This is a genomic window from Phocaeicola sp. GP0067 (genome assembly GCF_031119655.1).
GTDB lineage: Bacteria > Bacteroidota > Bacteroidia > Bacteroidales > Bacteroidaceae > Phocaeicola > Phocaeicola vulgatus.
Genome location: NZ_JAVHZY010000007.1, coordinates 116,164 through 139,851 on the forward strand (window position 1 = coordinate 116,164; position 23,688 = coordinate 139,851).

The window sequence follows — 23,688 nt, forward strand, 5'->3', positions numbered from 1 at the left end:
TTTTAATGTAAAAAGATTATGTCTGAAAATATAAAACCCAGCGAAGTATCCGAAGTTTTACTTCAGCAGCTGAAAGGCATCGACACCCACCTGCAATTTGACGAGGTGGGGAATGTGCTGCAAGTGAGCGATGGCGTAGCACGTATTTACGGTCTGCGCAACGCGGAAGCCAATGAGTTGCTGGAGTTTGAAAACGGTATCATGGCTATCGTGATGAACCTGGAGGAGGACAATGTAGGTGCGGTATTGCTAGGTCCTACTGATCAGATTAAGGAAGGAATGGTGGTGAAACGTACCAAACGCATTGCTTCTATTAATGTGGGCGAAGGTATGTTAGGGCGTGTCATCGATCCGTTAGGCGTACCATTGGATGGCCGCGGACAGATTGGCGGGGAATTGTGCGAAATGCCTTTGGAGCGTAAAGCTCCCGGAGTGATCTTCCGTCAGCCTGTGAACCAGCCTTTGCAGACAGGGCTGAAGTCTGTGGATGCCATGATTCCTATCGGGCGTGGACAACGTGAGTTGATTATCGGGGACCGTCAGACCGGAAAAACCTCTATCGCTATAGATACGATTTTGAATCAGAAATCCAACTATGAAGCGGGAAAACCTGTATATTGCATTTATGTAGCTATTGGTCAGAAGGGGTCTACTGTAGCCAGTCTGGTGAATACGCTGCGTGAACGCGGTGCGATGGATTATACCATAGTGGTAGCTGCCACTGCTGCCGATCCGGCTGCATTGCAGTATTTTGCTCCGTTTGCCGGAGCGGCTATCGGAGAGTATTTCCGTGACACCGGCCGGGATGCCTTGGTAGTGTATGATGACTTGTCAAAGCAAGCCGTAGCCTATCGTGAAGTATCCTTGATTCTGCGTCGTCCCTCCGGTCGTGAGGCATATCCCGGTGATATCTTCTATCTGCATTCACGATTGTTGGAGCGTGCGGCGAAGATTATCAACCAGCAGGAAGTGGCCGAACAGATGAATGACCTTCCACCCAGTTTGAAAGGCAAGGTAAAGGCAGGTGGTTCACTGACTGCATTGCCTATTATCGAAACACAGGCAGGTGATGTTTCCGCGTATATTCCAACCAATGTCATTTCCATTACAGACGGTCAGATATTCCTTGAAACCGATTTGTTCAACCAGGGTTTCCGTCCGGCTATCAATGTGGGTATTTCCGTATCCCGTGTGGGAGGTAGTGCCCAGATCAAGAGCATGAAGAAGGTGGCAGGTACATTGAAGATCGATCAGGCACAATATCGCGAACTGGAGGCTTTCTCCAAGTTCAGCAGTGATATGGATCCTGTAACGGCAATGGCTATCGACCGGGGACGTAAGAACAACCAGTTGCTGATACAGCCGCAGTACAGTCCGATGCCCGTCGGAGAACAAATAGCCATCCTTTATTGTGGTACACATAGTTTGCTGCGTGATGTACCCTTGCATAAGGTGCAGGATTTCCAGAAATCATTCCTGGAAATGATGCGTGCCGACCATCAGAAAGATGTGCTTGATGTATTGTCAAGCGGTGTGATAAATGATGATGTAACTGCAATTATAGAGAAAGTAGCAGCTGATACGGCTCAACCATTTAAAGTGAACGAATAGTCATGGCATCACTGAAAGAAGTAAAAGGAAGAATAGCCTCAGTAAATAATACGCGGAAAATTACTTCGGCTATGAAGATGGTAGCCTCTGCCAAGTTGCATAAGGCGCAGGCTGCCATAGAAAACATGCTTCCTTACGAACGAAGGCTGAATCACATCCTGACCAATTTTCTGAGTGCGGATAGTGAGGTGGAGTCTCCTTTCATTGTGAAACGTGAAGTGAAGCGTGTGGCTATCGTCGTGTTTGCCTCCAATACCAGTCTGTGTGGCGGGTTCAATGCAAATATCATCAGGCATCTGACGGTTATTCTGGATGAATACAAGTCCCTGGGTATGGAGAACGTGCTTTTGTACCCGGTAGGCCGAAAGGTAGCGGAAGGTGTGAAGAAATTGGGATTCAAGGCCGAAGGCGATTTCCAGCATATGGCGGATAAACCTTCCTATCAGGAAGCTGCCGCCTTGGCAGAGGACTTGATGAGGCGCTTTCTGCATCGTGACATAGACAAGGTGGAGTTGCTGTACAACCATTTCCGTTCTACAGCAGTACAGGTCCTGACGCGTGAAACCTATCTTCCGATAGACTTGACACAAGAGAAGAAAGAGGAGGACAAAGGCAGGATACCCGATTATATTGTGGAACCGTCTGTAGATGTGGTGATGGGGGAATTGCTCCCGAAGGTACTCCGTATGAAGATGTTCACGGTATTACTGGATTCGAATGCTTCCGAACATGCCGCCCGCACTATGGCTATGCAGATTGCTACAGACAATGCGAATGATTTGTTGCAGGATCTGACGGTGATGTACAATAAGAGCCGCCAACAGGCAATTACCAATGAACTGTTGGATATAGTAGGCGGTTCAATGGCCTGATTTTTTTCTTGGGGCAAGATACGCAGCATCTTGCCCCAAGAATTTGAATATCATGCAACAAGTTTATCGGAATCTTTCTATAAGTGTCATCCCTTCCATCGAAGGCGGGTTAAATAATCATAGTGCTCCCCCTCTTTGATAAGCTCCGCCTCGAATCCATTCCCGGCAGCATACAGGCTGAGTGTCTGAAAATCGACATAAAGCCAGTCGAAAGAATCTCCTTTTATATTTTTGTATTGCATCCGGAAGTCTATTTCGCCATAATAATCTCCTGCCAGATCAATCAGGAAACTCCCGTCCTCATCTTCAAAAAGATAACGGAGATCACTGGAATCCATCAAGATACATCCCCCGGGGCGAAGCAGTTGTTTCATCTTTTGAAAGAAAGCTGCCATATTTTCCAACTTCCCGATAATGCCCGATCCGTTCATCAGCATGAGGATTGTATCGAATGTTTCTAGAAAATGCGGATCGAAAAGATTCATCTGACGGACATTCCTTACCCCTCTTTTTTCCATTACTTCTACAGAACGGGGGGAAATGTCGATGGCGCATACCTCTTTTCCCATCTCTTGCAAGGCCAGTGCATGGCAGCCGCTTCCGGCTCCTACGTCCAGAATATTTCCTTCGGCCATTTGTAAGGCAATCTGTTCCAGTTCCGGCATTTCGTCATAAGGGCGGAATAATTGATTCACGGGTATTTCGTCTTCCTCGAACTGTGAGGAAAATACACGTAACTTATCTGCTTTGTTGTGGTGGAAATAATCGGCGATGGCAGTTCCCATCGGGTCTTTATCGGAGGAAAGCAAGTTTGTTTTCATTTGGAATCATTGTTTGTTGTTGAAGTTGCAAAGGTAGGCAATTTAGTGGAGAAAATACTACATGCTTGTGTAAGATATAAACCTTGTCACTGTAACTTATCCAATCTATCATGAAAAAACAGCAATTCTGCAAAAAGAAAAAATACATTCTAATGAGAAATACATCCTTTTTTCAGATATTTGCATAAGAAACAAGGAGTGGTTGGTGGTTAATGCACCACTAGTTGATCATCATTAGTCGATAATTTTTATGAATACATTGAAACCTCGTATAGCATCTCTGTTACAACAACTGAATGAAAGGGTTTTTGAAAAGGAGCATATTGTGGCTCTGGCTCTGCTTTCGGCTGTGGCAGGGGAAAGCATTTTCCTTTTAGGCCCTCCGGGAGTAGCTAAAAGTATGGTAGGGCGCCGGCTGAAACTGGCATTCCGCAACGCTTCCGCATTTGAATATCTGATGTCACGATTCAGTACGCCGGACGAAATATTCGGTCCTGTCTCCATTTCCAAACTGAAAGACGAAGATACGTATGAGCGTATTGTCGATGGTTATCTGCCTTCTGCCACCATTGCTTTCCTGGACGAGATATGGAAAGCCGGACCGGCCATTCAGAATGCATTGCTCACCATTATCAATGAAAAAATATACCGTAACGGACAGTTTTCCATCCGTGTTCCTCTGAAAGGGCTGATTGCCGCTTCCAATGAACTGCCTGCCCAAGGACAGGGACTGGAGGCCTTGTGGGACCGTTTCCTGCTTCGCTGTCTGGTGGGAGGCATTGAGGATATGGGAGAATTTGACCGGATGATTTCCTCTACGGATGAAACGGAACCGGTGGTGGACGAGCAACTGCAGATCACCGATGAGGAATACATCCGGTGGGAAAAGGAGATGGCTGCCATTAAAATCCATTACTCTATTTTCGAAGTGATTCATGCCTTGAAAGACCGGATAGAGCAATATAACCTCCAGATACAAAATGAGGGGGGTGTGTCGTCTCCTCTGTATGTGTCGGACCGCCGGTGGAAGAAAATGGTGAAGCTGCTGAAAGCTTCCGCTTTCCTGAACGGATCGGACACTATCCGCCTTTCGGACTGTACATTGCTGTCCTATTGCCTTTGGAGTGAGATGGATCAGATGGAGGCGGCAGAGGAGATGGTGAATGCTGCCATTCAGAAAAGTGCCGAAGGCTATCTGCTGAATATAAAAGGGCTGGAACAGGACATTGAAGAACTGAAAGACCGACAATCGTCCGAACACAGTTTGCGTGAAGTGAACGATCCGGGCATACAGGTTATCGATACTTATTATTATCAGGTAGAAGGCGTCCGGATGAAAGAGCGCCTCCTTATTTTTGCAGCCGACTATCAACATCTGGATCAGACCGGTAAATTATTCTACCTGCATAAGGACAAGTACAAAGCCAACTGCTGTATTCTGAAGAAATATGATTCCATACTCCATGCCAAAGTTCCGCGTAATAAGATATATACGCTGAAAAAAGGGCTTCGTTCCATTTATATCAATAATTATGAATATCACTTGATGTGCTATGAGGATTGTCCTCCACCGCCGCCCGAACCCGAGCCGGAGGATTTCGGAGCCAAATATAAATCGGTGGCCGAAGCGTTGGACAGAGTGGAGAAGGATTGGTCCGGGCTGCTGGATGCGGAAACGGAATATTATGAGAAGCATTTGTTTCTCAGCGAAAGGCAGCGGGCTTCCATGCAGAGGATGCTTCGCCACCAGAAGAATACCATAGACCGATATAAGAATGATTTGAACGAAATGGCAGATGCGTACCGAAAAGAGAACCAGGAATATAAGATTGAGAGATCTGAAGATGATCTATTCTCAGGAACTGAAAGATAGGACATTCAAAGCATACGAGGAGGATGTGAGCAACGGGGTGGTGCGTCAACGCGAACTGGAAGAGAAAGTGTTGATGTACTATCGGCGTACCACACCTTCTTTGCAGGAATATTATTCCCGCTACACTCCGGAGTGGGAGGCTTTCTATTCTTCGGAACATCTGCCAGATATGGCATTCTTGCAATACTTGAAGCAGATGCGCGGTGCTTTCAAAAAGAGGTATGAACTGGCGGAACTGAATATTGACTATTATATCAATTTGCTGGAGAATGCTTCTCTGCTGAGAGGAGAGGGGGCCCGGACCAAGGAGTTCTTTTTGGATAAATGGCATCAGTTGCTTACCCGCAAAGAGTATGACTATCAGTACATGCATATAAACAGTTTATGTGAAGGTTTTGATTTGTTGATCCGGAAGCAAGGAAAGGAGTCGGATAACAAACTGTTGGGGTCGCGCATGGAGTGGCTGCTTCATAATTATCCTGATTTGTACCGGAGGATGCTTCCGTATGAAACAGTGATGAAGCGCAATCCGGCTATCCGGCAATTGGCGCGTCTGCTGGGCAAGAAGCACCGGGACCAACAAAAATACGATTCTTTGTCGGGCGTAGATAAAAAGAGGCTGATCAGGCACTCTCCGCATAGTGATATAACAGGGGTGACTTTGGGAAATGATTTGAACAGTTTGCTGCCCGTCGAGTATTGCTATCTGGCGGATGATGCGCTGCGTGCCGTATTTATGGAACGATATGCCGAAAAGAGATTGCAACTGTTCGATTACCAGTCCAAGGAAACGGAACCGGTAAAGGATGACAAGCATAAGGTTTCGGGGCAAGGACCCTATATTATCTGTGTGGATACTTCCGGCTCCATGCAGGGAAACAGAGAGATCTTGTCCAAATCGGCTATTTTGGCTATAGCGCAACTGACGGAGAAAACCCATCGGAAATGTTATGTCATCAATTTCTCGGATGAGGCTGTATCGTTATTGATTGAAGATTTGGGGCGGGATATGCCCAGGTTGGCGGAGTTTCTGAATAAACGTTTTGACGGTGGAACGGATATAGAGCCGGCTCTTCGGGAAGCTGCGCATATCATCAACGGAAATGATTTCCGTGAATCGGATATCGTATTGATCTCAGATTTCGAGATGCCGCCTTTATCCCGCGATTTAATGGAACAGGTAAAAGTGATTAAGCGGAGGAAGACCTCTTTCTTCGGATTGGTGTTCGGCAACAAGCCTGAGATGGAATACTTGAATCTTTGTGAACGTTATTGGGAAATGTAAGTTACAATTCTGTTACATAAATATGAAATGAATATTACTTGCTTTCTGCGCGTAATAACTTCATCATCAAATTAATGGTTATTCATTTTTAGTATAGGTCATTCCTCTTACATTTGTTATAAAGTAAAAAACAAAAGAATACAATGGGAAGAATGACTTATGTTAAAGCATTGATGTGCCTGTTATTCCCCTCTGCTGCTTTAGTTGCCCGCGCGCAACACCCGGTTGCCGGGGATTTGAAGTGTAAACTGACCGGACGGATGCTTATGGATGGTGGCGTTTATTTAAAGAATGACAACCAGTTTGGTAACGGTACGGAGTTTAATGACTTGCGGTTGGGGGTGAAAGCGACCTATCAGAATTGGAGTATGAAAATGGAGGTGGGGTATGTAGGGAATAAGGTTTCCATAAAGGATGCCTTTGCTGCTTATACTTCGGGCAAGCATATTATTCAGGTGGGACAATTTTATGAACCTTTCACCTTGGACATGCTATGCAGTACGTACGACCTTCGTTTTCACCAGTCACCGGGAATCGTGCTGGCTTTGACCAATGGCAGACGGATGGGAACCTCCTATACCTACAATGGAAAACATTATTATGCTTCCGGCGGCTTCTTTACAGACAGTGACCTGGGTAATGTGAAAAACATTTCACAAGGATATGCCATAGACGGTCGTTTGGTGTATCGTCCTGTAAACGAAGAGGGAAAATTGTTACACATAGGTGCGGCGGTGGTGTATCGTACTCCGGATAGTGCATTGCCGGGAGATGAAGACGAGAATACGTTTATTTATAAATCTCCGGGGGTGAGCACTATTGATAACCGGAATCTTATTTACGCCAAGGTAGATCATGCAAAGTACCAGTTGAAACAAGGGGTGGAATTAATGATCGCTCATCAGAGGTTCTTTTTGCAAGGGGAGTATATACGGACTATGGTGAAGCGTGAACAGAATTTCACAAATTATACAGGACATGGCGGATATGTGCAATGCTCCTGGTTGTTGACAGGCAGGCAATATGGGTATGATGAAGCATTGGCTTGTCCGGGCAGACCTGTGGGGCGGGCATTGGAGCTGTGTGGAAGATTTAATATACTTGATATGAATAATGAGGAAGCCGGTGTGTGGGGAGGGGCTCAAAAGGATTTTTCATTGGGCGTGAATTATTACATGAATAAGCATATAGGGATGAAGCTGGCTTATAGCTGGGTGATGCCGGGAAAGCATATAAAGGAGATTAGTGATAAGAATTTCAGTGTCGTGCAGCTCCGGTTCCAGATGATCTTGTAACGGAAGAAGGGTAGAAACAAATTCGGGCGCAATCACTGCGCCCGAGCCATAAAGCTAGATTTATTTTTTATTTTGCGACGGTCTTGATAGCTTCAATCAATCTGCTGAAATCTTCGGGGAACACATCACCGATGTTCCCGATGCGGAAAGTATCTGCCTGGGAAATCTTTCCCGGATAGATGACGAATCCTTTTTCCTTCAACTGATGATAGAATTCCTTGAAATCGAACTCCTTGTCAGGATAAAGGAAGGAAGTGATGACAGGGGATTGGACTTCATCTTTCAGTAAGGTCTTGAATCCCAGTGACCGCATACCTTCTACCAGTACATCGTGATTACGGCAGTAGCGTGCATGCCGGGCTTCCACACCGCCTTCGGCTGCCAGTTCGTCCATGGCTTGTTTAAAGGCACGCACTACATGTGTAGGCGAGGTGAAGCGCCATTTTCCATGTCCTTTCTCCATCGCATCCCATTGGTCGTAGATGTCCAGAGAAAGACTCTTTGATACTCCTTTACAATATTGTAATTCGGATTTACGTGCAATGATGAAACCAAAGCCGGGAACTCCCTGAATACATTTGTTGGCACTGCTGATCATAAAGTCGATGCCTAATTCCTCTACATCCAACGGCACGCCGCCAAAGCTGCTCATAGCATCCACTATCAGCTTTTTACCATGCATCTTTACCATGTGGGCTATTTCCTTTAACGGGTTCAGGATACCGGTTGTAGTTTCGCAATGTACCACTGCCACATGCGTGATTTCTGCATTGTGTGCCAGATAATCATCCACATACTCCACAGATACTTGTTCTGTTTCATCAAAGGCCAGCATATCATAGTTCATTCCATGATATTCTGCAATGTTTCCCATGCGTTCTCCGTATGCACCGTTGCTCAGAATCAATAATTTGTGTTTGGGCGTAATCACACTTCCCAAGGTCGCCTCTACGCAATAAGTACCGCTTCCCTGCATCAGGATGCTGGTGTACTCATCTGTTTTTCGTGTAGCCAGTTGTACCAATCCTTTACGTATTTCCTCTACGATGTGAACATTGTAGTCTTCATCCCATGTGCACCAGTCGGTCATCATGGCTGTTTTTACGCTTTCAGAAGTGGTTAAAGGGCCGGGGGTTAAAAGTAAGTATGGTCTCATAATCGTTTAATTCATTTTATGGTTAATAATTTCAATAATTTCGGGAAGTTCGGCAATGGTGTTTACTACATAATGCGCACCTGCCATATACATACGTTTTCTGACTGCTGCCATGCGTCTGTTCAACTCTTCTGCAGGCAGTTTTCCGGTTTCCTCTTGGGTGAGTCCCATTTCGTTGCTGCCCAGAATCACACCGACAGTCCATACACCGGCATTCACACCTTCTTTGATATCGGCTATCGTATCCCCGTATTTTATTACGCTTTGAACGGAAGGTATGGCCAGATCAATCATGTTCTGGTAAATCATGTAGGGTTGCGGACGTCCTGCCGGAAGATTGTTGGAAGTCACACAGTTGTCTGTGGTATAGCCATGGGCGGCGGCACCGGGCAGCACAATGTCCATCATGGCAGTAGTATATCCGGTGGTGGAACCTATCTTGATGCCGTCCCTTTTCAGTTTCTCGATTACTTCGATTACACCGGGAATAGGAGTCGTATATTCTTCCAGGGAGGCGAACAAGTGTTTTTCGAATTCTTTGTATATGGATACCACATCTTCCTCAGTCCAGTTGCGGTTATAGTTTTGTTTGAATTGCTCCGTCACACTTGGTAACTTGAATAATTCACGGATATGGTCTATTTTGGTCATACCCATGGGGCCTCGTGCTTCTTCCATTGTCACTGTCAGTCCTTTCTCGGCAAAAGCTTTCAGGAAAGCGGCTACCGGAGCGAAGCATCCATAGTCTACAGCCGTTCCGGCCCAGTCCATAATAACACACTCAATTTTCTTCATCTTCTTGTTTGTTGTTTATTTGGTTATACTTTTATTTTTATGTTATGGGTTACAGATGTTTTCTGCTGTTTCCTTTAAGTTGGTTAACGCCATCGGTGAAACGATGATCTTTTTATTTTTTTCTTCTTTTCTCAGCTGTCTTTCCAATTTATACCGTTGCATCAGATAGATGACCGAACCGATGAATGCAATGCTGCACACAATGCCTACCCATCCCGAGAACTGGTTATAGAACTCCATCCAATTGATATCCGGGCTGCAAAATTCCTTGAACAGCAGTACACAGACAGTTCCTGTATATCCGATAAAGTCGATGGTGGCAATGAAGAATCCCACATTTCCTTTAATCTTGAAGCAGGCAATGAAGCGCTCGAAGAACAGAGTCTGGAAACTAAGATAAACGATGTACAGGCTCAGACTTTGGAGGAACAGCCAGTAAAGGGTAGGCAGTTGCAATGCATCATAATTAAAAGCCAGATAGCTGATTGTGCCCGCTCCACCAATAACCATAGCCAGAAGCACCTGCAATACTCTGTAGTTGCTGTTTATTAACGACATCATGGCAAAGATTCCCAAAATAATCAGCGTCACCATGCCGTCCACTTGTGCGAACAACCAGGAAGAAATAGTGCTGACATCAATGATATTGACCAGAAAATCTTCTTTTATATCACGTAAAATAGTGATAAACAGATTGGCGAAGAACAGCATGATCAGCAAGGGCATATAACTTTTGAACAGTTGTCTGCGTTGCTCTCCGTTCAAGGTGACACGTTCCGAACGGAGGGCGCGGTCTTCATCTGTGGGTTGTGGCAACTTGTTGAGCGACCACCCCATGAGGATAAGGAGCGGGAAGGCTAAACCACCTATCAGGGCGGGCATCCAGAATTCTGTGACACCAAATGTATTGACTACAAACAATCCCATAGATTTAGCCATTCCTGAGCTCACCGCCATACTTACCCCCAGCAAGCTGGCCAATATATCGGTAACTTTGCGTCCTTCTATGAAACTGAAGATGACTCCCCACATGCATCCCAATGCCAGTCCGTTGAAGAATAGGGCAAACACATTAAAGGGTTGGGGGAGTAATCCGAAGAAGACTAAAGCGAGTTCTGCAAGGGCTACGGAGCATACCATGAACTTCAACCGGTCCTCGCGCTTCAATTCTGAAACAATCTTGATGGCAAAGAACTTTGAAATAAGGTAGCCGAAAATCTGCATGATGGTAGTGGCTACTTTATAGTCCATCCCGAAGAAATCCATTCCGTCAAAGGTGGCAGCTGTAAAAGGTTTGCGCAGGGCATATACCAGTGAGTATGACAGTAGTGCCGCCCCTCCTGCCCACAGGATAAACAGGAAACTGGATATCTGTTTGTTTGTTTCGCTTTTTGCTTCCATTATACTAATTGATATTGACTAATTGTTTTGTTTCTTTTCTTTGTAGGAACCTCACTCCTCGTGTCCTTGGATTGCTGTTTCCGGAAGCAAAAGTAGGAGCCTTCCGAGAGAGAAAAAATGAATCTTTATGATTAATATTTTTCATATTCCACCTGTTGTATGATGTAACATTAATGTAATGTATATGTCATTGTATGTTCATATAAAAACTTGTATTTTGCAAGTTCAATAAAGAAGAAGAGAACAATGAATGATTTGATAGAAATATACCGAAGAATAGAATATCTCCGTAACAATGGTTTGAAAATGAAGGAGATAGCGGATTATGTAGATATGGCTCCCAGTGTCTTGTCTGCTCTTTATTCCAGCGTTCTGCCCACTTATGTAACCTCATTGAAACAAGGACACTCTGAAGAAGATTCATTAGATTTGGCTTTGGCGCAGGTCAATAATGTGTCAAAAAAACGTCTGTTGGGCAATTTGGCAAGTATCAAAGAGTTGCTTTTCAGTTTGGAACCTGCCCATGGTGAGGCAAAGACCAATCCTTTTATGGAGATGATGACTGCCGAGATGCAACGTTCCGTGCAGGAAGTTTATAATTATAGCGGAAGTTATCTGAGCTATAGTCTTTCTTCTTCGTGCCAATGCCTTAAAGTGGAACCCTATCTGATAGAGGCTTCCGAAGACAATACGTATGTGAAGGTGACTCACATGAGTGCCTATAATACAACGCATCGGGGAGTGGGATTATTCAATAATCATCAGAACGGGTATATTTTCTTTAACGAGCGCGAGTCACCGCAAATGGCTTTGTTCAGTATTTATCTGCAATTGCCGATGTATGATTTTCCGCCGTTCCTTAAAGGTTTGTATCTTAGTCTGGATTACAACAGGAATCCGATAGCGCGCCGTATCTTGTTTGTAAAGCAAGGAGACAGTACAGACATGGAGGAATTCCTGGAATTGAAAGGGGAGCTGGTTCCACTCGATAAGTTGACAGAATTACAAAAGAAGTATTATGACTATACTTGTCAGGAGGGAGATTGTATCCGTACCTGCATGGTTCCATCTCCCCAACTGAATGAAAATGATTTGGAGAGGGAAAAAAAGATTTTGTCTTTATGATTCGTACATTGGAAACGGCTTGTAATAACAACATATCGCATCCGTCGCTGTTACATAAGCCTTTTCTCTTCCTTGATCAAGCCTTTTTATACGGATGTATTCTATCTCCCAAGTCTTTGGAGTTATCTCCATAAGCTTTGGAGTTGACTCCCAAGGCTATGGAGATAACTCCAAAGGCTTGCGGAGATAAAACAAACAGGAAGAAAATCTTTAACCCTACGGCGGGAAAGGTTTAGAGATATGGGTAAGAGCTTTTAAGGATGAATCAGATTACAAGGCTACGCATTCCTTACGGAGGAATATCCTTTTGCAGACTTGCCCATCCACTGTAGGGATGGATTTCATTCCATTCCTGCAATGGATGATGTTTTGTCAATGCTTATGATAGAAATGTACTTATATTACCCGATGCGGAAATATAAAGTTTATGCATGGCACGGGTGCAGGCTACATATAACATGCTGCGGTCTATCTCTGTTCTATAGTCTTTATCAGTTACAAATGGAACAATCACTTCGTCAAACTCCAGCCCTTTTGCCATGTGGGCTGTAGTAATGACCACCCCATTGACAAAAGCTACACTTTCTTCTGTCAGCAAACAGATCTTATCAGACAAATGATTGATGGCTGCATACAACTTGTCCGCTTGTTTTACGGTTTTGCATATTATACCCATGGATACATCAGCTCCTTTCAGGAAAGAGGTGATGAGGTTTTCTATCCATTCTATCTCTTTCTTTTCAGTAGGCAGCAAGGCGACTGCCGGTTCCTCTCCATGACGCTCTATAGCTTCCAGTTCCTCGTTCTTGGCAATACGTTGGGCAAACTCTGTGATTTCATACGTGGAGCGATAACTTTTACAAAGCTTCATCACTTCCGAGCCGACCAGTACACGTTGGATCTGTTCGCAGGTGGTGGAACTGTATGGATTTACTGATTGCTTTGCATCTCCCAATATTGTTTTCCGGCAAGGGAATAATTTAGCCAGAACTTTGTATTGTATCGGAGTATAGTCCTGCATTTCGTCTACCAGCAGATGCTTGATGCCATACATGGTTTTATTATCTTCCAGGGCCAGTTTCAAATAAAGTAATGGAGCTACATCCGCATATTCCAATTTCCGGTTTTTACCCTGCTTGAACATTTCCGGTTTTCCCAGCCAGTCATAAAATCCCTTGTACAAGTCGAGGTCTTTATTGTTGAACATCTTTTTCAGTTCATTACCCAACTGCCGTATCTGTATTTTTCCCATCGGCTCTTGGTGATAGGTGAAAGTCAGTTCGCGGGCAATTTCTTCTGCCATTGGTTGGAAACGGCTGCGCATGGGCAGGCGGTGCCATGCCGCGAAACGTTCTTTCAGGTACTCGGCAGGGATAGGGATACGCCCTGCTTTCAGGTCGGTTGGCCGAAATGCGTTTTGTTCCAAATATAGAATGTATTTATCCATCTGCTGGATAAACTCGGTGGTGGATTTGAATCGGATACGTTCTATAAAATCTTCTTCCTCTTTGTCCAGTATTTCGGCCACCTGGTCAAAGAAGGTTTGTATTTTATATTTGTTGTCCAGTATTTTGAGCATTAATTCCTCAAAGCCGCATTCTTCAATTTTTTCTTCTCCCAATTCGGGAAGTACGTTCGAGATGTAATCGGCAAATACTTTATTGGGGGAAATGATCAGGATATCATTGGACGTGATTTCCCCTTTGTGCCGATATAGCAGATAGGCTACGCGGTGCAAGGCGATGGATGTTTTTCCTGAACCGGCTACTCCCTGGATAATCAGGGTGTTCGATGTATCATTACGGATAATTTTATTCTGTTCCCGTTGGATGGTGGCGACTATATTCTTCATCCGGTCATCGGAGTTTCCACTCAATTCCTTCTGAAGGATGTCATCTTGAATATTCAGTGAACTTTCCAGCATGAATTCCATTTTTCCGTCACGGATGCGATACTGGCGTTTCAGACGGATGTTACCTTTCACTTCTCCCGAGGGGGCGTCGAAATGTGCTTCTCCTAATTCATAATCATAGAACATGCTGGAGATGGGGGCACGCCAGTCGTGTATCAGATTTTCATTGGTGGGAGGATTGAAAAATGAGTGTATACCTATATATAATGGCAGGACTTCGGGTTGCCCTTTTTCTTGAAAGTCGATGCGACCGAAATAGGGGATGGCCATCATTTTGCGATAACGTTTCTTTTTCTCGGCCAAGGACTCGCTGGCTGCTACTTGTTGGGTGACTATCTGCCGGACCGCACTTTTCTCGGCTCGGTCCAGTTCGGACAGATTTTCCCACAAGTAGAGTTTGTGCTCCATTACGTCTTTGGATTTATCTTCAATGGCCTTATCCATCTGTTCGATATTGGCAGCTAATAAAGCAATAATATCCATGAGATAGGCTTTTTCTTCCTTTTCAGTCCGGTTAAATATCATAGCGCGTATTGGTTTGTAGTTTTATTACCGGGCGAAATTACACAAATATGTTTAATGTTATTCTCTTTGTATGGAGAAAAGTGGATGTAAATTTGTTCTTTGTCCGGTTGTTTGGGTTACTCTGATATGAATATTGCAGGAATGGAAGCCGCTCTTTTCTTTGTGGAAAAAAGGTGGAGGAACTTTCACAAGCTCTCCGCCCTAACCGTAGCAGGTACATGTAAGGAGAATGTTCACGGAAAAAGAATAATGCACAATCTTTTTTTGAGAGATTGTGCATTATAATATAGAAATATACAGTTTGTTATTACTGGCTTTTATAGCTGTTTATCTGAGATTAACCGTGCGATGCGGGTCTTGTTCTGTGTTCCTTTGGTAAGCAGGTAAACGTGCTTATACGCATCGCGGTTCAGTTCGGTGGGAGAACCGTTGATAAGAATGATGTTCCGGTCATTGGCGAATTTCAGGATACCGCTGATGTTGTTGGGATGTAGTTTGCCTATTTCATCCATCATGCAGTGTAACTTGAAATCTTTGAATTTGCGGGATGCTCCTTCCTTGAACACATTCAGCAACATGATGTTTATCATCGCTTTTACCAGAATGTCGGTTCCTTCCGACCCCACATTGGCTATCTTCTCGATAAATCCGGTGTCATTGCCGTTCTCCACAATGCGGAAACGCAACTCGAAGGAATCATACAGGCGGATACTGTCATAGCGGTAAGCATGTATTTCCTTGATAAAGGTACGCAGCAAAGTGATAGCCTCTTCTTTCACCAATTGCTCTTTGGCAGAGGAGAACAGGTTGGTTTCCGGTGAGAGGTCATAGCCGTAATCATGGTAATATTTCTGTATCTCACGCAGAATATTCACTACGCGGTTGCTGCTCTCTTCCACTTTCATTTCAATGCGCTGGATGACTCCCACAAAATTGCAGGTGGCGAAACCTTTATTGATTTCACGGATCACATCTTGAATATCATCTTCCGATGAAGTCAGCATGGAGGTGTCCATACTGATACGTTTGAAGGTATCCCAATGCTCGTTGTTGATGCGGCGGATGTACTCGTCTATGCGGTGTTCTTCCACAAAGTCGTGCAGTTCGTCGGCAAAGCGTACATATTCCCAATCCTCGTTGAATTTTACGCGGAACTTGAAGGTGTTGTCCTCATCAAAATGTCCGGTGAAAAGGTTCACTTCTTTACGGAGCTTGCTTTGCACCTGCGTGAATTGGTTGGCCTGGCGGGTCAGTTCGTCAATCAGCTCCATACAGGTCTTGGTGGTCTGCATGGTTTGCGTGTTTTCGGAACGGAATATATCCTGATGCGGTTTATACCAGTCGTATGCCGGAATCTTGCTGTAAGCCTCCAGGTTCTTTTGCAGTTCCCTTACATTTTCTTCCGCTTCTTCCCATTCTTTGTTCAGAAGGTCTATTTTTTCTTGTAGGGAGGATGTTTCCACTCTCAGCGTTTCCCGTTCCAATTGGAGCAGACGTTTTTGTTCATCGTGCTCCCGTTGCCATCCGGGAATACGGTCTATCAAATCCCGTTTGTCTTTTTGGTATTCGATGACCAGGGTCGCATTCTCCTTAATGAAAGAAAGCTCTTTCTCCAGCTGGGCCAGTTGGTTGGCTATGTCTTGCAGACGTTCGGTATCTGCTCCCTGCGAGTGAAGCTCTTTCTGCATATCCGCTTCATATTCGGTTTTGATGGAGGAAATTCTGCGTTGTTCTTCTTTTTCTTCCTTCCCGATAACTTCCGCTTGTGTCTTTTTTTCGGCGGCAAGAGCCTGTTGTTGCTTGTTCCATTCCAGTTTCAGGCTATCCAGTTTCTCTGTCTTTTCTTTGTTCAGGTTTTTTAGCTTGCTGTTTATACCGTCCAGTTCGGCAACCCGTTTGCGCTGTTCGTTTTCCAATCGGTTTATTTTGGCATTCCGTTCCTCATTGGCTTTCTTCTTCCACTCTTCCAAGTCGAGCATATCCTGCTGGTATTGGCGTTCCAATTGTTCCAGTTCATACTCTATTTGGCTGATAATGGCTTTTTGTTCCTTTATCTGCGGTTGGTATTTGCGTTTCAACTGTTCCTGCAACTCCTCCCTTTCAGTTTGCTGGCGTTGCATGGCAGCAGTGATTTCTTCCAGACGTTTTTCACCGTTTTCTTTCTCGACGATATAATCGTCTATGGATTTGATGGGGCGGTGGATGCTGTCTAGATTAATGGAAATGCCATAGAATGAGTTTCCCCCCTCAATGGTAATTTGCGGAAAAAGCCCCCGTTGCCATAAGATGCTCTCATCACACAGTTTGCCGATATTCTCTTCCCATCCCTTTTTGTTTTCTTTCAGCCAGCCTTGCAAGGTGTCTTTGCTGTTGTTCAGAAAAGCTTGTAATTCGTCTATGCGGGGACGGAGTTGCAGCATCTCCTGTTGCAGTTTTTGCAAGGTCAGGTCTTTTTCTTTCAACTGTTTCTGCTGTTCCTCTTCCCAAGTCATGGTCAGTTCCTTGATGATGAGCTGCGCTTGGGCGATACGGTTTTTCCGTTCCGTATGAAAGTTGGCATAGTTTTGGATACGTGTTTTCAATTCCTGTTGCTCTTCCTCAAAGAAAACCTCCTTTCTGCATAATTTTATCTGGTAATCTATAGCGTTCAGTTCGCCCAGTTTCTCGGCTTTCAGCGGATGGAGTTGCTGTGACAGGCTTTCGAACTCCTGGTAAAGGGAATCTGTGAACCGCTGGTATTCTTTGCGGGCCTCTTCCAGACGCTCGTTGTATGCATTGTTTAATGTATCCAGTTGTTTGATTTTCGCTTCATGAATCTTGTTCCATTGCTCGTCCAAGGCCTGAATCAGCGATTTATACTTGGTGGATATTTCCATATATTGTGAGGTAAGGATGCGTTGTTCTTCCAGCAATCCCACCTGCCGGTTCTTCCATTCCTCTTTTTTGGAAGAGCGTTCTATAATCTCTTCTATGTTCTTGTTCTGATAGTCCTTTTCTTTGCCTAATGCCTTTTGCAGTTCGTTGTTCAGCACTGCCAGCGCTTCCTGTAACTTGTCGCTGCGTTTGCGCGATTCATCCTGAAGCTCCTGTTTCCGGCGTATCAGTTTTCCTTTGTCGGCATCCGTGCGGTCTTGTTTCTCTTTCCATTGGGGAAGGATACTTTCGGCTTTGCGGAAAGCGGCAACCAGTTCGCGGCAATTCTGCACCAGTCCGCCTTGCAGTTTGGACGTTTGTTGGGATAACAGTGTGATTTCCCGAGCCTGTTTCCGGGTTTCCCGTTTCTGAAATTCTTCGATATCCTTCAGACGGGTTTCAAAGTTTTTCAGATGCTCCTTGTAACTGTTCAGGTCGATGGCCGTTTCATCTTCATTCAGAGAAGAAATGATTGTTTTCTTGATAAATTCAGCATCCAGTTTCGAATTCAGCAACACGTTCTGTATAGTGCGCGGAATATTCTGGTATTGCTTGCTCTCCATCAGCGAGTACCGGCTGAACTCAGGACTTGTACTGTTTCCATACAGAATGTTCCGATACTCGTCGTAGGTATAGATGATGCGTGAATATTCTATGCCATATTGGTCCAGCACGGCACGCACGCGGTCGCTCTCGCTATAGGCCACCCGATTCTCGTCTATAAAGAATTCTTTGCGGTAAGGAGAGTGGATGAAGCGGTAACATACACGGTTCATCGATTTGAAACTCAGAATACAGAACGCGCCGTTCTCTGTTGCCACTTCGTAAACGATATACGAATTGGAGTAGGGAAAATAGTAATCCGTGTAATTCTGCTTTTCCACCGAAATGCCCAGCCGTTGCGTGTCGGCATTGTAAAAGAAAAGGATAGCACGCAGAAGGGTACTTTTTCCCACTCCCTGCGTACCGATGAAGTGAACGTTTCCGTCCAGATAGATATCGTCCGAATAAGGGATATTCGCACTATTGATAAAGATAATTCTACTCAGGTTTCTCATCTTCGGTTTCGTCGTAAATGTTGATACTTTCAATCAGTCTTTCCAGATAATGCCAGGCGCTCATCACTTTATACGTATTGGTTTTCTCATTTTCCTGTTCCAGGAACGAGTCTTTGGTGAGCTGGCGTATCATGTTTTCCAGCACTTCCTTGCGGATGTCCTTGTCCGAGAAGTGTTTCCGCATACCGTCCAGTTTGTTTTGGAGCAGCATGTTGATGTTGGTTTCCACCAATATCTGTTCGGGCTGGAAGCGGAATCCGGGACCGAATGTTTCATCGTAGGTTTTGAAAAAATCGAGCACATCTATCCAGTAATAGGCACGCATGATTTTTTGCTCCAGTGTGGCTTTAGGTTCTATACGGGAGAAGAAGAAATATTCGTTTCCCCGTTCCAGTGTATAGTTTATTTGTAAGAAATACTGATAGAGAGATTCGTAGTTCTCATCTATTTCATTATACATATCGCGTACTTCTTCGCTGGTGCTGTTGGAACTGATGAACAGTCCTTTTTGCAGGTATTCAAAGATGGATGCGGTATTATCGGGTATTTGTATATTTAAATCCATAATTCTCAGAGTGGGTATATTTTAGCATATTCATATTGATTGTGGAGTCCGAACTCGTTCCGGATTTCCAGTTGGTTTTCGTAAAGTGAGACAATCTGACAGAAGAACGTGGTACGTTCCTTTTCATCCACTTCGCGATGGAAATGATATTGTAACAGAAAGGAAAAAAGGTCGCTGACCGGCTCTCCTTTCCAGCGGGCTTCTGCCCCCGACTGCACAAAGGCGGTTACCACTTCGTCCAGATTAATCACTTCTTCGTACATGGCCTGTGCTTCCAAGTCTTCTTCACTGAAAGCTCCGGCTTCATTTTTCCGTACAATTTCACGATACTTCTGATTGCTGATAACTTTCAGAATGATGGGACGCACTTCGTCACTGGCCAGATAGCTGGGGGACAGTTTGAACGATGCTTGTGTATTGCCTTCCAACAGGAGGGAGCGTTCCCTTTCCATTATTTCGGACAGATTACTCCGGGCACGTAACTCGAACTGATCTTGCAGATATTTTACTTTTCGTATTTTTTCTACCAGTATCACCTGATTCTTTATTTGGTTCAGGTAATTGATGATATCCTGCTGGGCACGAATCAGACTGTGAGCTGATAGTTGCAGTTCCTGCCGCAGTTCGAGCAGGATGCGGGTCAGCTCTTCGTCAGTGGCTTGGCGGAAGAAATCCCGTTCTTCATGCAGAATCAGATGTTCGGTAGAGTCTATCAACCGCTGGATGTTGATTCGTTTCTTGTCCAGATTTTGCAGTTTGGCTATTTTTATCTGGTATGTGGGCTCGTGTTTGAAAGCATTATCAATATTGTGTTGAAGGTTGATAATGTTCCGTATCGTTACACGTGCCAGTTTCTGAAAGGTAATCTTGATATTGCGTACATAACTTTCCTTGCGCGACTGGATCTTTTCTTTCAGGTAGTAGTCCATCAGTTCGTGCAGGTACTCTATGTTTTCCTCTACGGTGGCCGTGTTGATTTCCTCGTTCGCTTCCAGCAGCAGTTCGAAGAAATCAAGGAATCGGGCATCCAGTTCCACAAAGTTTCCGTTTTGGTGTATGATTTCCTTTTCGATGAGTATCTTTAAACGGTTTTCATCCTCTTTCAATAGGGCGAGTGCGTCCGAGTATCGAAAACTAAGTACTTTTCTCTTCTCAAACATCTCTACCAATAGCCCTTTAGCTACAAAAATCGTATTTATTATTTCGTGAATTGATCGGAATATATACATTGTTTTTTCTCCAAAAAAGTCCGGCGAAGTTACTTTAAATGGTTGGAAAAACCTAGCGTTTTATGCTAAAAAGCATATAAATAGTGAAGTAAAAGGTGGAAAATGTTGGAGTATAAATGGGTAAGAGGGAAGTTGTTGCATGAAGTGTCTGTCGCTTAATGGTGCTATATATCTCAGATGCGGCTGGCACGAATAACGTAGTTCGTGCCGGCGCGCCTGGAAAATAGAATACTTTAGGAGCTTTACGGTTCTGAATGAAATAAAGGCAGATAAACCAGATGCCTATATTTTAGAACAGTTGGGCTGTGCGGGTTATTTGCAGGCTAGTTCGAATATCTCTTTACTGTATTCTTTGTTCAGTTTTACATAATTACCTACTAATTCACCTTTGTTTTCATGCAGTTTTTTCACTAGCAGTTCAATATCAGGATGTTCTATACCCAATTCTTTGAAATTGACCGGCAGGCCCATGTATCTGAAAAAATGCTTCAATCGTGATATGCCGGCAAGTGCCATTTCTTCCAAATCCTCATTCTCGGGAACTCCGAAAACGCGGTTTGCAAACCGGGCAATCTTTTTCGGGTTGTGTTCTGCCATGAATGTCATCCATGCAGGTACGATTACTGCTAGTCCTGCTCCATGTGTCACATTATATACAGCACTGATTTCATGTTCCAGAAAATGTGATGCCCAGTCTTCCTCACAACCTACTCCGCAAGTACCGTTATGGGCAATTGTCCCACACCACATGATATTGGCGCGTGCTTCGTAATCGTTCGGGTTCTGCTTCACTTTATATGCTTCTTTGATGATAGCCATCAAAGTCCCTTCACACAGCCGGTCACTGATTTCTACATCGGGAGTGTTGGTAAAATAACGTTCCATAATGTGTACCATCATATCGGCAATGCCACAAGCTGTCTGGTAGGGGGGGAGAGTATAGGTCAGTTCCGGATTCATCACAGCAAAAACAGGCCGTAGTAATTCCGGTACACGCAAACTTAGTTTTTGCAGACCTTCCAGTTTGGTAATCACCGTATTGCCCGAACCTTCGCTGCCGGCAGCGGGAATAGTAAGTACCACACCCACTTTTAAGGCCTTCTTCACTTTGGCTTTTCCTATATAGAAATCCCAAAAATCACCTTCGTAGGGCACTCCTGCCGCAATGGCTTTTGCAGTGTCAATGACAGAGCCTCCCCCTACGGGAAGCATAAAGTCCACGCCTTCTTTGCGCGCCAGTTCAATGCCTTCGTAAACTTTCGGGTCAGTAGGATTAGGTTGTACGCCTCCTAATTTTACATAATCCACTCCTGCCTGTTGCAGAGAATCTTCTATGCGTTGCAGTAATCCGCTGCGAATAATAGAGCCTCCACCGTAAACAATCATTGCCTTCCGGGCGTTATACTTTTTAGCAAGAGTACCGGTTTGGATTTCTGTATCCTTGCCAAATACAAACTCGGTAGGGCTGTAAAATACAAAATTGTTCATTTGCTTACTCCTTATATTATTTTGTTGTTTGAAACCAAAACAAAGTTAAGGAAATATATTACCTTTGCCGCCTAAATTTAGTAAAAAGATGAAAACGGACATTGAAATAGCACGCAGCATTGAGCTGGTCAAAATTAAACAAGTGGCTAGGGAAACCGGTATTCCTGTAGAGCACATCAGTAATTACGGGCGCTATATTGCCAAAGTGGATGAAAGTCAGATAAACGAAGAAAAGGTGCAGCAGAGTAACCTTATTCTAGTTACTGCCATCACTCCTACCAAAGCCGGTATTGGTAAGACCACTGTTTCCATCGGATTGGCTTTGGGACTGAATAAAATAGGAAAGAAAACAATTGTTGCCTTGCGCGAGCCGTCGCTAGGTCCTTGTTTCGGAATGAAAGGGGGAGCTGCCGGAGGAGGATACGCCCAGGTGTTGCCGATGGATAAGATTAATCTTCATTTTACAGGTGATTTTCATGCCATCACTTCCGCTCACAATATGATTTCGGCCTTGTTGGACAATTACCTTTATCAGAATCGTGATAATGGTTTCGGATTGAAGGAAGTGCTGTGGCGTCGTGTGTTGGATGTGAACGACCGTTCCCTCCGTTATATTGTTACAGGACTAGGACCGAAGACCAACGGAATTACCCAGGAGTCAGGTTTTGATATTACTCCTGCATCTGAAATTATGGCTATTCTGTGTCTGGCTAAGGATGAAAAGGACCTGCGTCGTCGCATTGAAAATATTTTATTAGGTTTTACGTATGACAACAAGCCTTTTACTGTAAAAGATTTAGGAGTTGCCGGAGCCATTACAGTTCTTTTGAAAGATGCTCTTTCTCCTAATCTGGTACAAACTACGGAACATACTGCTGCCTTTGTTCATGGGGGACCGTTTGCCAATATCGCTCACGGTTGCAACTCTATTCTGGCAACCAAGATGGCAATGACTTTTAGTGATTATACTATTACCGAAGCCGGATTCGGGGCTGACCTGGGAGCGGAGAAGTTCTATGATATCAAGTGCCGTAAAGCAGGTATCACACCTAAACTGACCGTCTTGGTGGTGACTGCCCGTGCATTGAAAATGCATGGCGGCGTATCACAGGATAAGATAAAGGAACCTAATCTGGAAGCTTTGAAGCAGGGTGTGGCCAATATGGATAAGCATTTGCGTAATTTGAGATATTTCGGTCAGACAGTTGTCGTTGCGTTTAACCGTTATGGGGATGATTCGGAGGAAGAAGTGGATTATATCCGTACCCATTGCGAGAAGAAAGGTGTGGGCTTTGCAGTGAACAACGCCTTTACTGATGGTGGCGAAGGGGCAGTAGAATTGGCGGAACTGGTTGTGAAAACCATTGAGGAACAACCTTCCGAGCCTTTGCAATATGCCTATGATGATGAGGATAGTGTGGAAACTAAAATATCGAAGGTGGCTTGTAATTTATACGGTGCCAGCATTATTACGTATAGTGCCGCTGCCCGTAAGAAACTGAAGCATATTGTAGAATTGGGATATGGAAATTTCCCTATCTGCATTGCCAAGACGCAGTATTCATTCTCTACCGACCCCAAAATTTACGGTGCGGTAGACAATTTTGAATTCCATGTACAAGATATTGTGATGAATGCCGGAGCTGAGATGCTGGTAGTCATTGCCGGAGAAATAATGCGTATGCCGGGATTGCCGAAGGAACCGCAGGCATTGCATATTGATATCGTGAATGGTGAAATAGAGGGGTTGTCGTAACCCCTCTT

The 23,688-nt window shown here is 44.5% G+C and carries 16 protein-coding genes; 7 read left to right on the plus strand and 9 right to left on the minus strand.

Features of this window, described 5'->3' with window-relative positions; genetic code table 11:
• Positions 1–18: 18 nt before the first annotated feature.
• Both atpA and RE317_RS07965 read left to right on the plus strand, forming a co-directional pair.
• Positions 19–1,611: a F0F1 ATP synthase subunit alpha gene (gene atpA, locus RE317_RS07960; RefSeq protein WP_005846835.1), complete on the plus strand. Its 1,593-nt coding sequence runs from the start codon at positions 19–21 to the stop codon at positions 1,609–1,611.
• Positions 1,612–1,613: 2 nt separating this feature from the next.
• Entirely contained in the window at positions 1,614–2,483 is an 870-nt protein-coding gene (locus RE317_RS07965) for a F0F1 ATP synthase subunit gamma (RefSeq protein ID WP_005846837.1), read from the plus strand.
• An 86-nt stretch (positions 2,484–2,569) separates the two neighbouring features.
• Here the strand turns inward: RE317_RS07965 and RE317_RS07970 are convergent, their stop codons facing one another.
• Positions 2,570–3,304 (minus strand): bifunctional 2-polyprenyl-6-hydroxyphenol methylase/3-demethylubiquinol 3-O-methyltransferase UbiG, encoded by a 735-nt coding sequence (locus RE317_RS07970; RefSeq protein ID WP_110506366.1) that lies wholly within the window; start codon positions 3,302–3,304, stop codon positions 2,570–2,572.
• A 250-nt stretch (positions 3,305–3,554) separates the two neighbouring features.
• Here RE317_RS07970 and RE317_RS07975 point away from each other — a divergent pair, with 250 nt between their 5' ends.
• From RE317_RS07975 to RE317_RS07985, 3 genes are all read left to right on the plus strand, one after another.
• Positions 3,555–5,177, plus strand: coding sequence for an AAA family ATPase (locus RE317_RS07975; protein WP_012055507.1), 1,623 nt, complete (start codon positions 3,555–3,557; stop codon positions 5,175–5,177).
• The gene (locus RE317_RS07980; protein ID WP_016270461.1) at positions 5,149–6,462 is read left to right on the plus strand and encodes a VWA domain-containing protein; all 1,314 of its coding nucleotides are present in this window, start codon (positions 5,149–5,151) and stop codon (positions 6,460–6,462) included. Before RE317_RS07975 ends, RE317_RS07980 begins: the two co-directional genes overlap by 29 nt.
• A 143-nt stretch (positions 6,463–6,605) precedes the next feature.
• Positions 6,606–7,757, plus strand: coding sequence for an OprO/OprP family phosphate-selective porin (locus tag RE317_RS07985; protein ID WP_016270462.1), 1,152 nt, complete (start codon positions 6,606–6,608; stop codon positions 7,755–7,757).
• 67 nt (positions 7,758–7,824) lie between these two features.
• Here RE317_RS07985 and RE317_RS07990 read toward each other — a convergent pair whose 3' ends face one another.
• Genes RE317_RS07990 through RE317_RS08000 form a run of 3 tightly spaced genes read right to left on the minus strand, consistent with a single transcriptional unit; the run spans position 7,825 to position 11,109 of the window.
• Complete coding sequence (locus tag RE317_RS07990; RefSeq protein ID WP_016270463.1) at positions 7,825–8,913, minus strand: 2-aminoethylphosphonate--pyruvate transaminase; 1,089 nt, start codon at positions 8,911–8,913, stop codon at positions 7,825–7,827.
• A gap of 6 nt (positions 8,914–8,919) precedes the next feature.
• The gene (gene phnX, locus RE317_RS07995) at positions 8,920–9,708 is read right to left on the minus strand and encodes a phosphonoacetaldehyde hydrolase (RefSeq protein WP_005846853.1); all 789 of its coding nucleotides are present in this window, start codon (positions 9,706–9,708) and stop codon (positions 8,920–8,922) included.
• A gap of 42 nt (positions 9,709–9,750) precedes the next feature.
• Positions 9,751–11,109: a DUF5690 family protein gene (locus tag RE317_RS08000; RefSeq protein ID WP_016270464.1), complete on the minus strand. Its 1,359-nt coding sequence runs from the start codon at positions 11,107–11,109 to the stop codon at positions 9,751–9,753.
• Between the two features lie 246 nt (positions 11,110–11,355).
• Here RE317_RS08000 and RE317_RS08005 point away from each other — a divergent pair, with 246 nt between their 5' ends.
• Positions 11,356–12,234, plus strand: coding sequence for a hypothetical protein (locus tag RE317_RS08005; protein ID WP_005847736.1), 879 nt, complete (start codon positions 11,356–11,358; stop codon positions 12,232–12,234).
• A 379-nt stretch (positions 12,235–12,613) separates the two neighbouring features.
• Here RE317_RS08005 and RE317_RS08010 read toward each other — a convergent pair whose 3' ends face one another.
• The 5 genes from RE317_RS08010 to RE317_RS08030 all read right to left on the minus strand — a co-directional run bounded on the left by RE317_RS08010 (position 12,614) and on the right by RE317_RS08030 (position 21,924).
• Positions 12,614–14,671 (minus strand): UvrD-helicase domain-containing protein, encoded by a 2,058-nt coding sequence (locus tag RE317_RS08010; RefSeq protein WP_005847735.1) that lies wholly within the window; start codon positions 14,669–14,671, stop codon positions 12,614–12,616.
• Positions 14,672–14,988: 317 nt separating this feature from the next.
• Entirely contained in the window at positions 14,989–18,642 is a 3,654-nt protein-coding gene (locus tag RE317_RS08015) for an ATP-binding protein (RefSeq protein ID WP_008667193.1), read from the minus strand.
• On the minus strand, positions 18,626–19,207 hold the full coding sequence (locus tag RE317_RS08020) for a hypothetical protein (RefSeq protein ID WP_008667194.1): 582 nt from the start codon (positions 19,205–19,207) through the stop codon (positions 18,626–18,628). The genes RE317_RS08015 and RE317_RS08020 overlap by 17 nt, the downstream gene beginning before the upstream one ends.
• Positions 19,208–19,212: 5 nt before the next feature.
• Positions 19,213–20,436, minus strand: coding sequence for a hypothetical protein (locus RE317_RS08025; protein ID WP_008667195.1), 1,224 nt, complete (start codon positions 20,434–20,436; stop codon positions 19,213–19,215).
• Between the two features lie 312 nt (positions 20,437–20,748).
• Positions 20,749–21,924, minus strand: coding sequence for an iron-containing alcohol dehydrogenase (locus RE317_RS08030; protein WP_008667196.1), 1,176 nt, complete (start codon positions 21,922–21,924; stop codon positions 20,749–20,751).
• 88 nt (positions 21,925–22,012) lie between these two features.
• On the opposite strand from RE317_RS08030, the gene RE317_RS08035 reads away from it, so the two are divergent.
• On the plus strand, positions 22,013–23,680 hold the full coding sequence (locus RE317_RS08035; protein ID WP_008667197.1) for a formate--tetrahydrofolate ligase: 1,668 nt from the start codon (positions 22,013–22,015) through the stop codon (positions 23,678–23,680).
• Positions 23,681–23,688 lie beyond the last annotated feature (8 nt).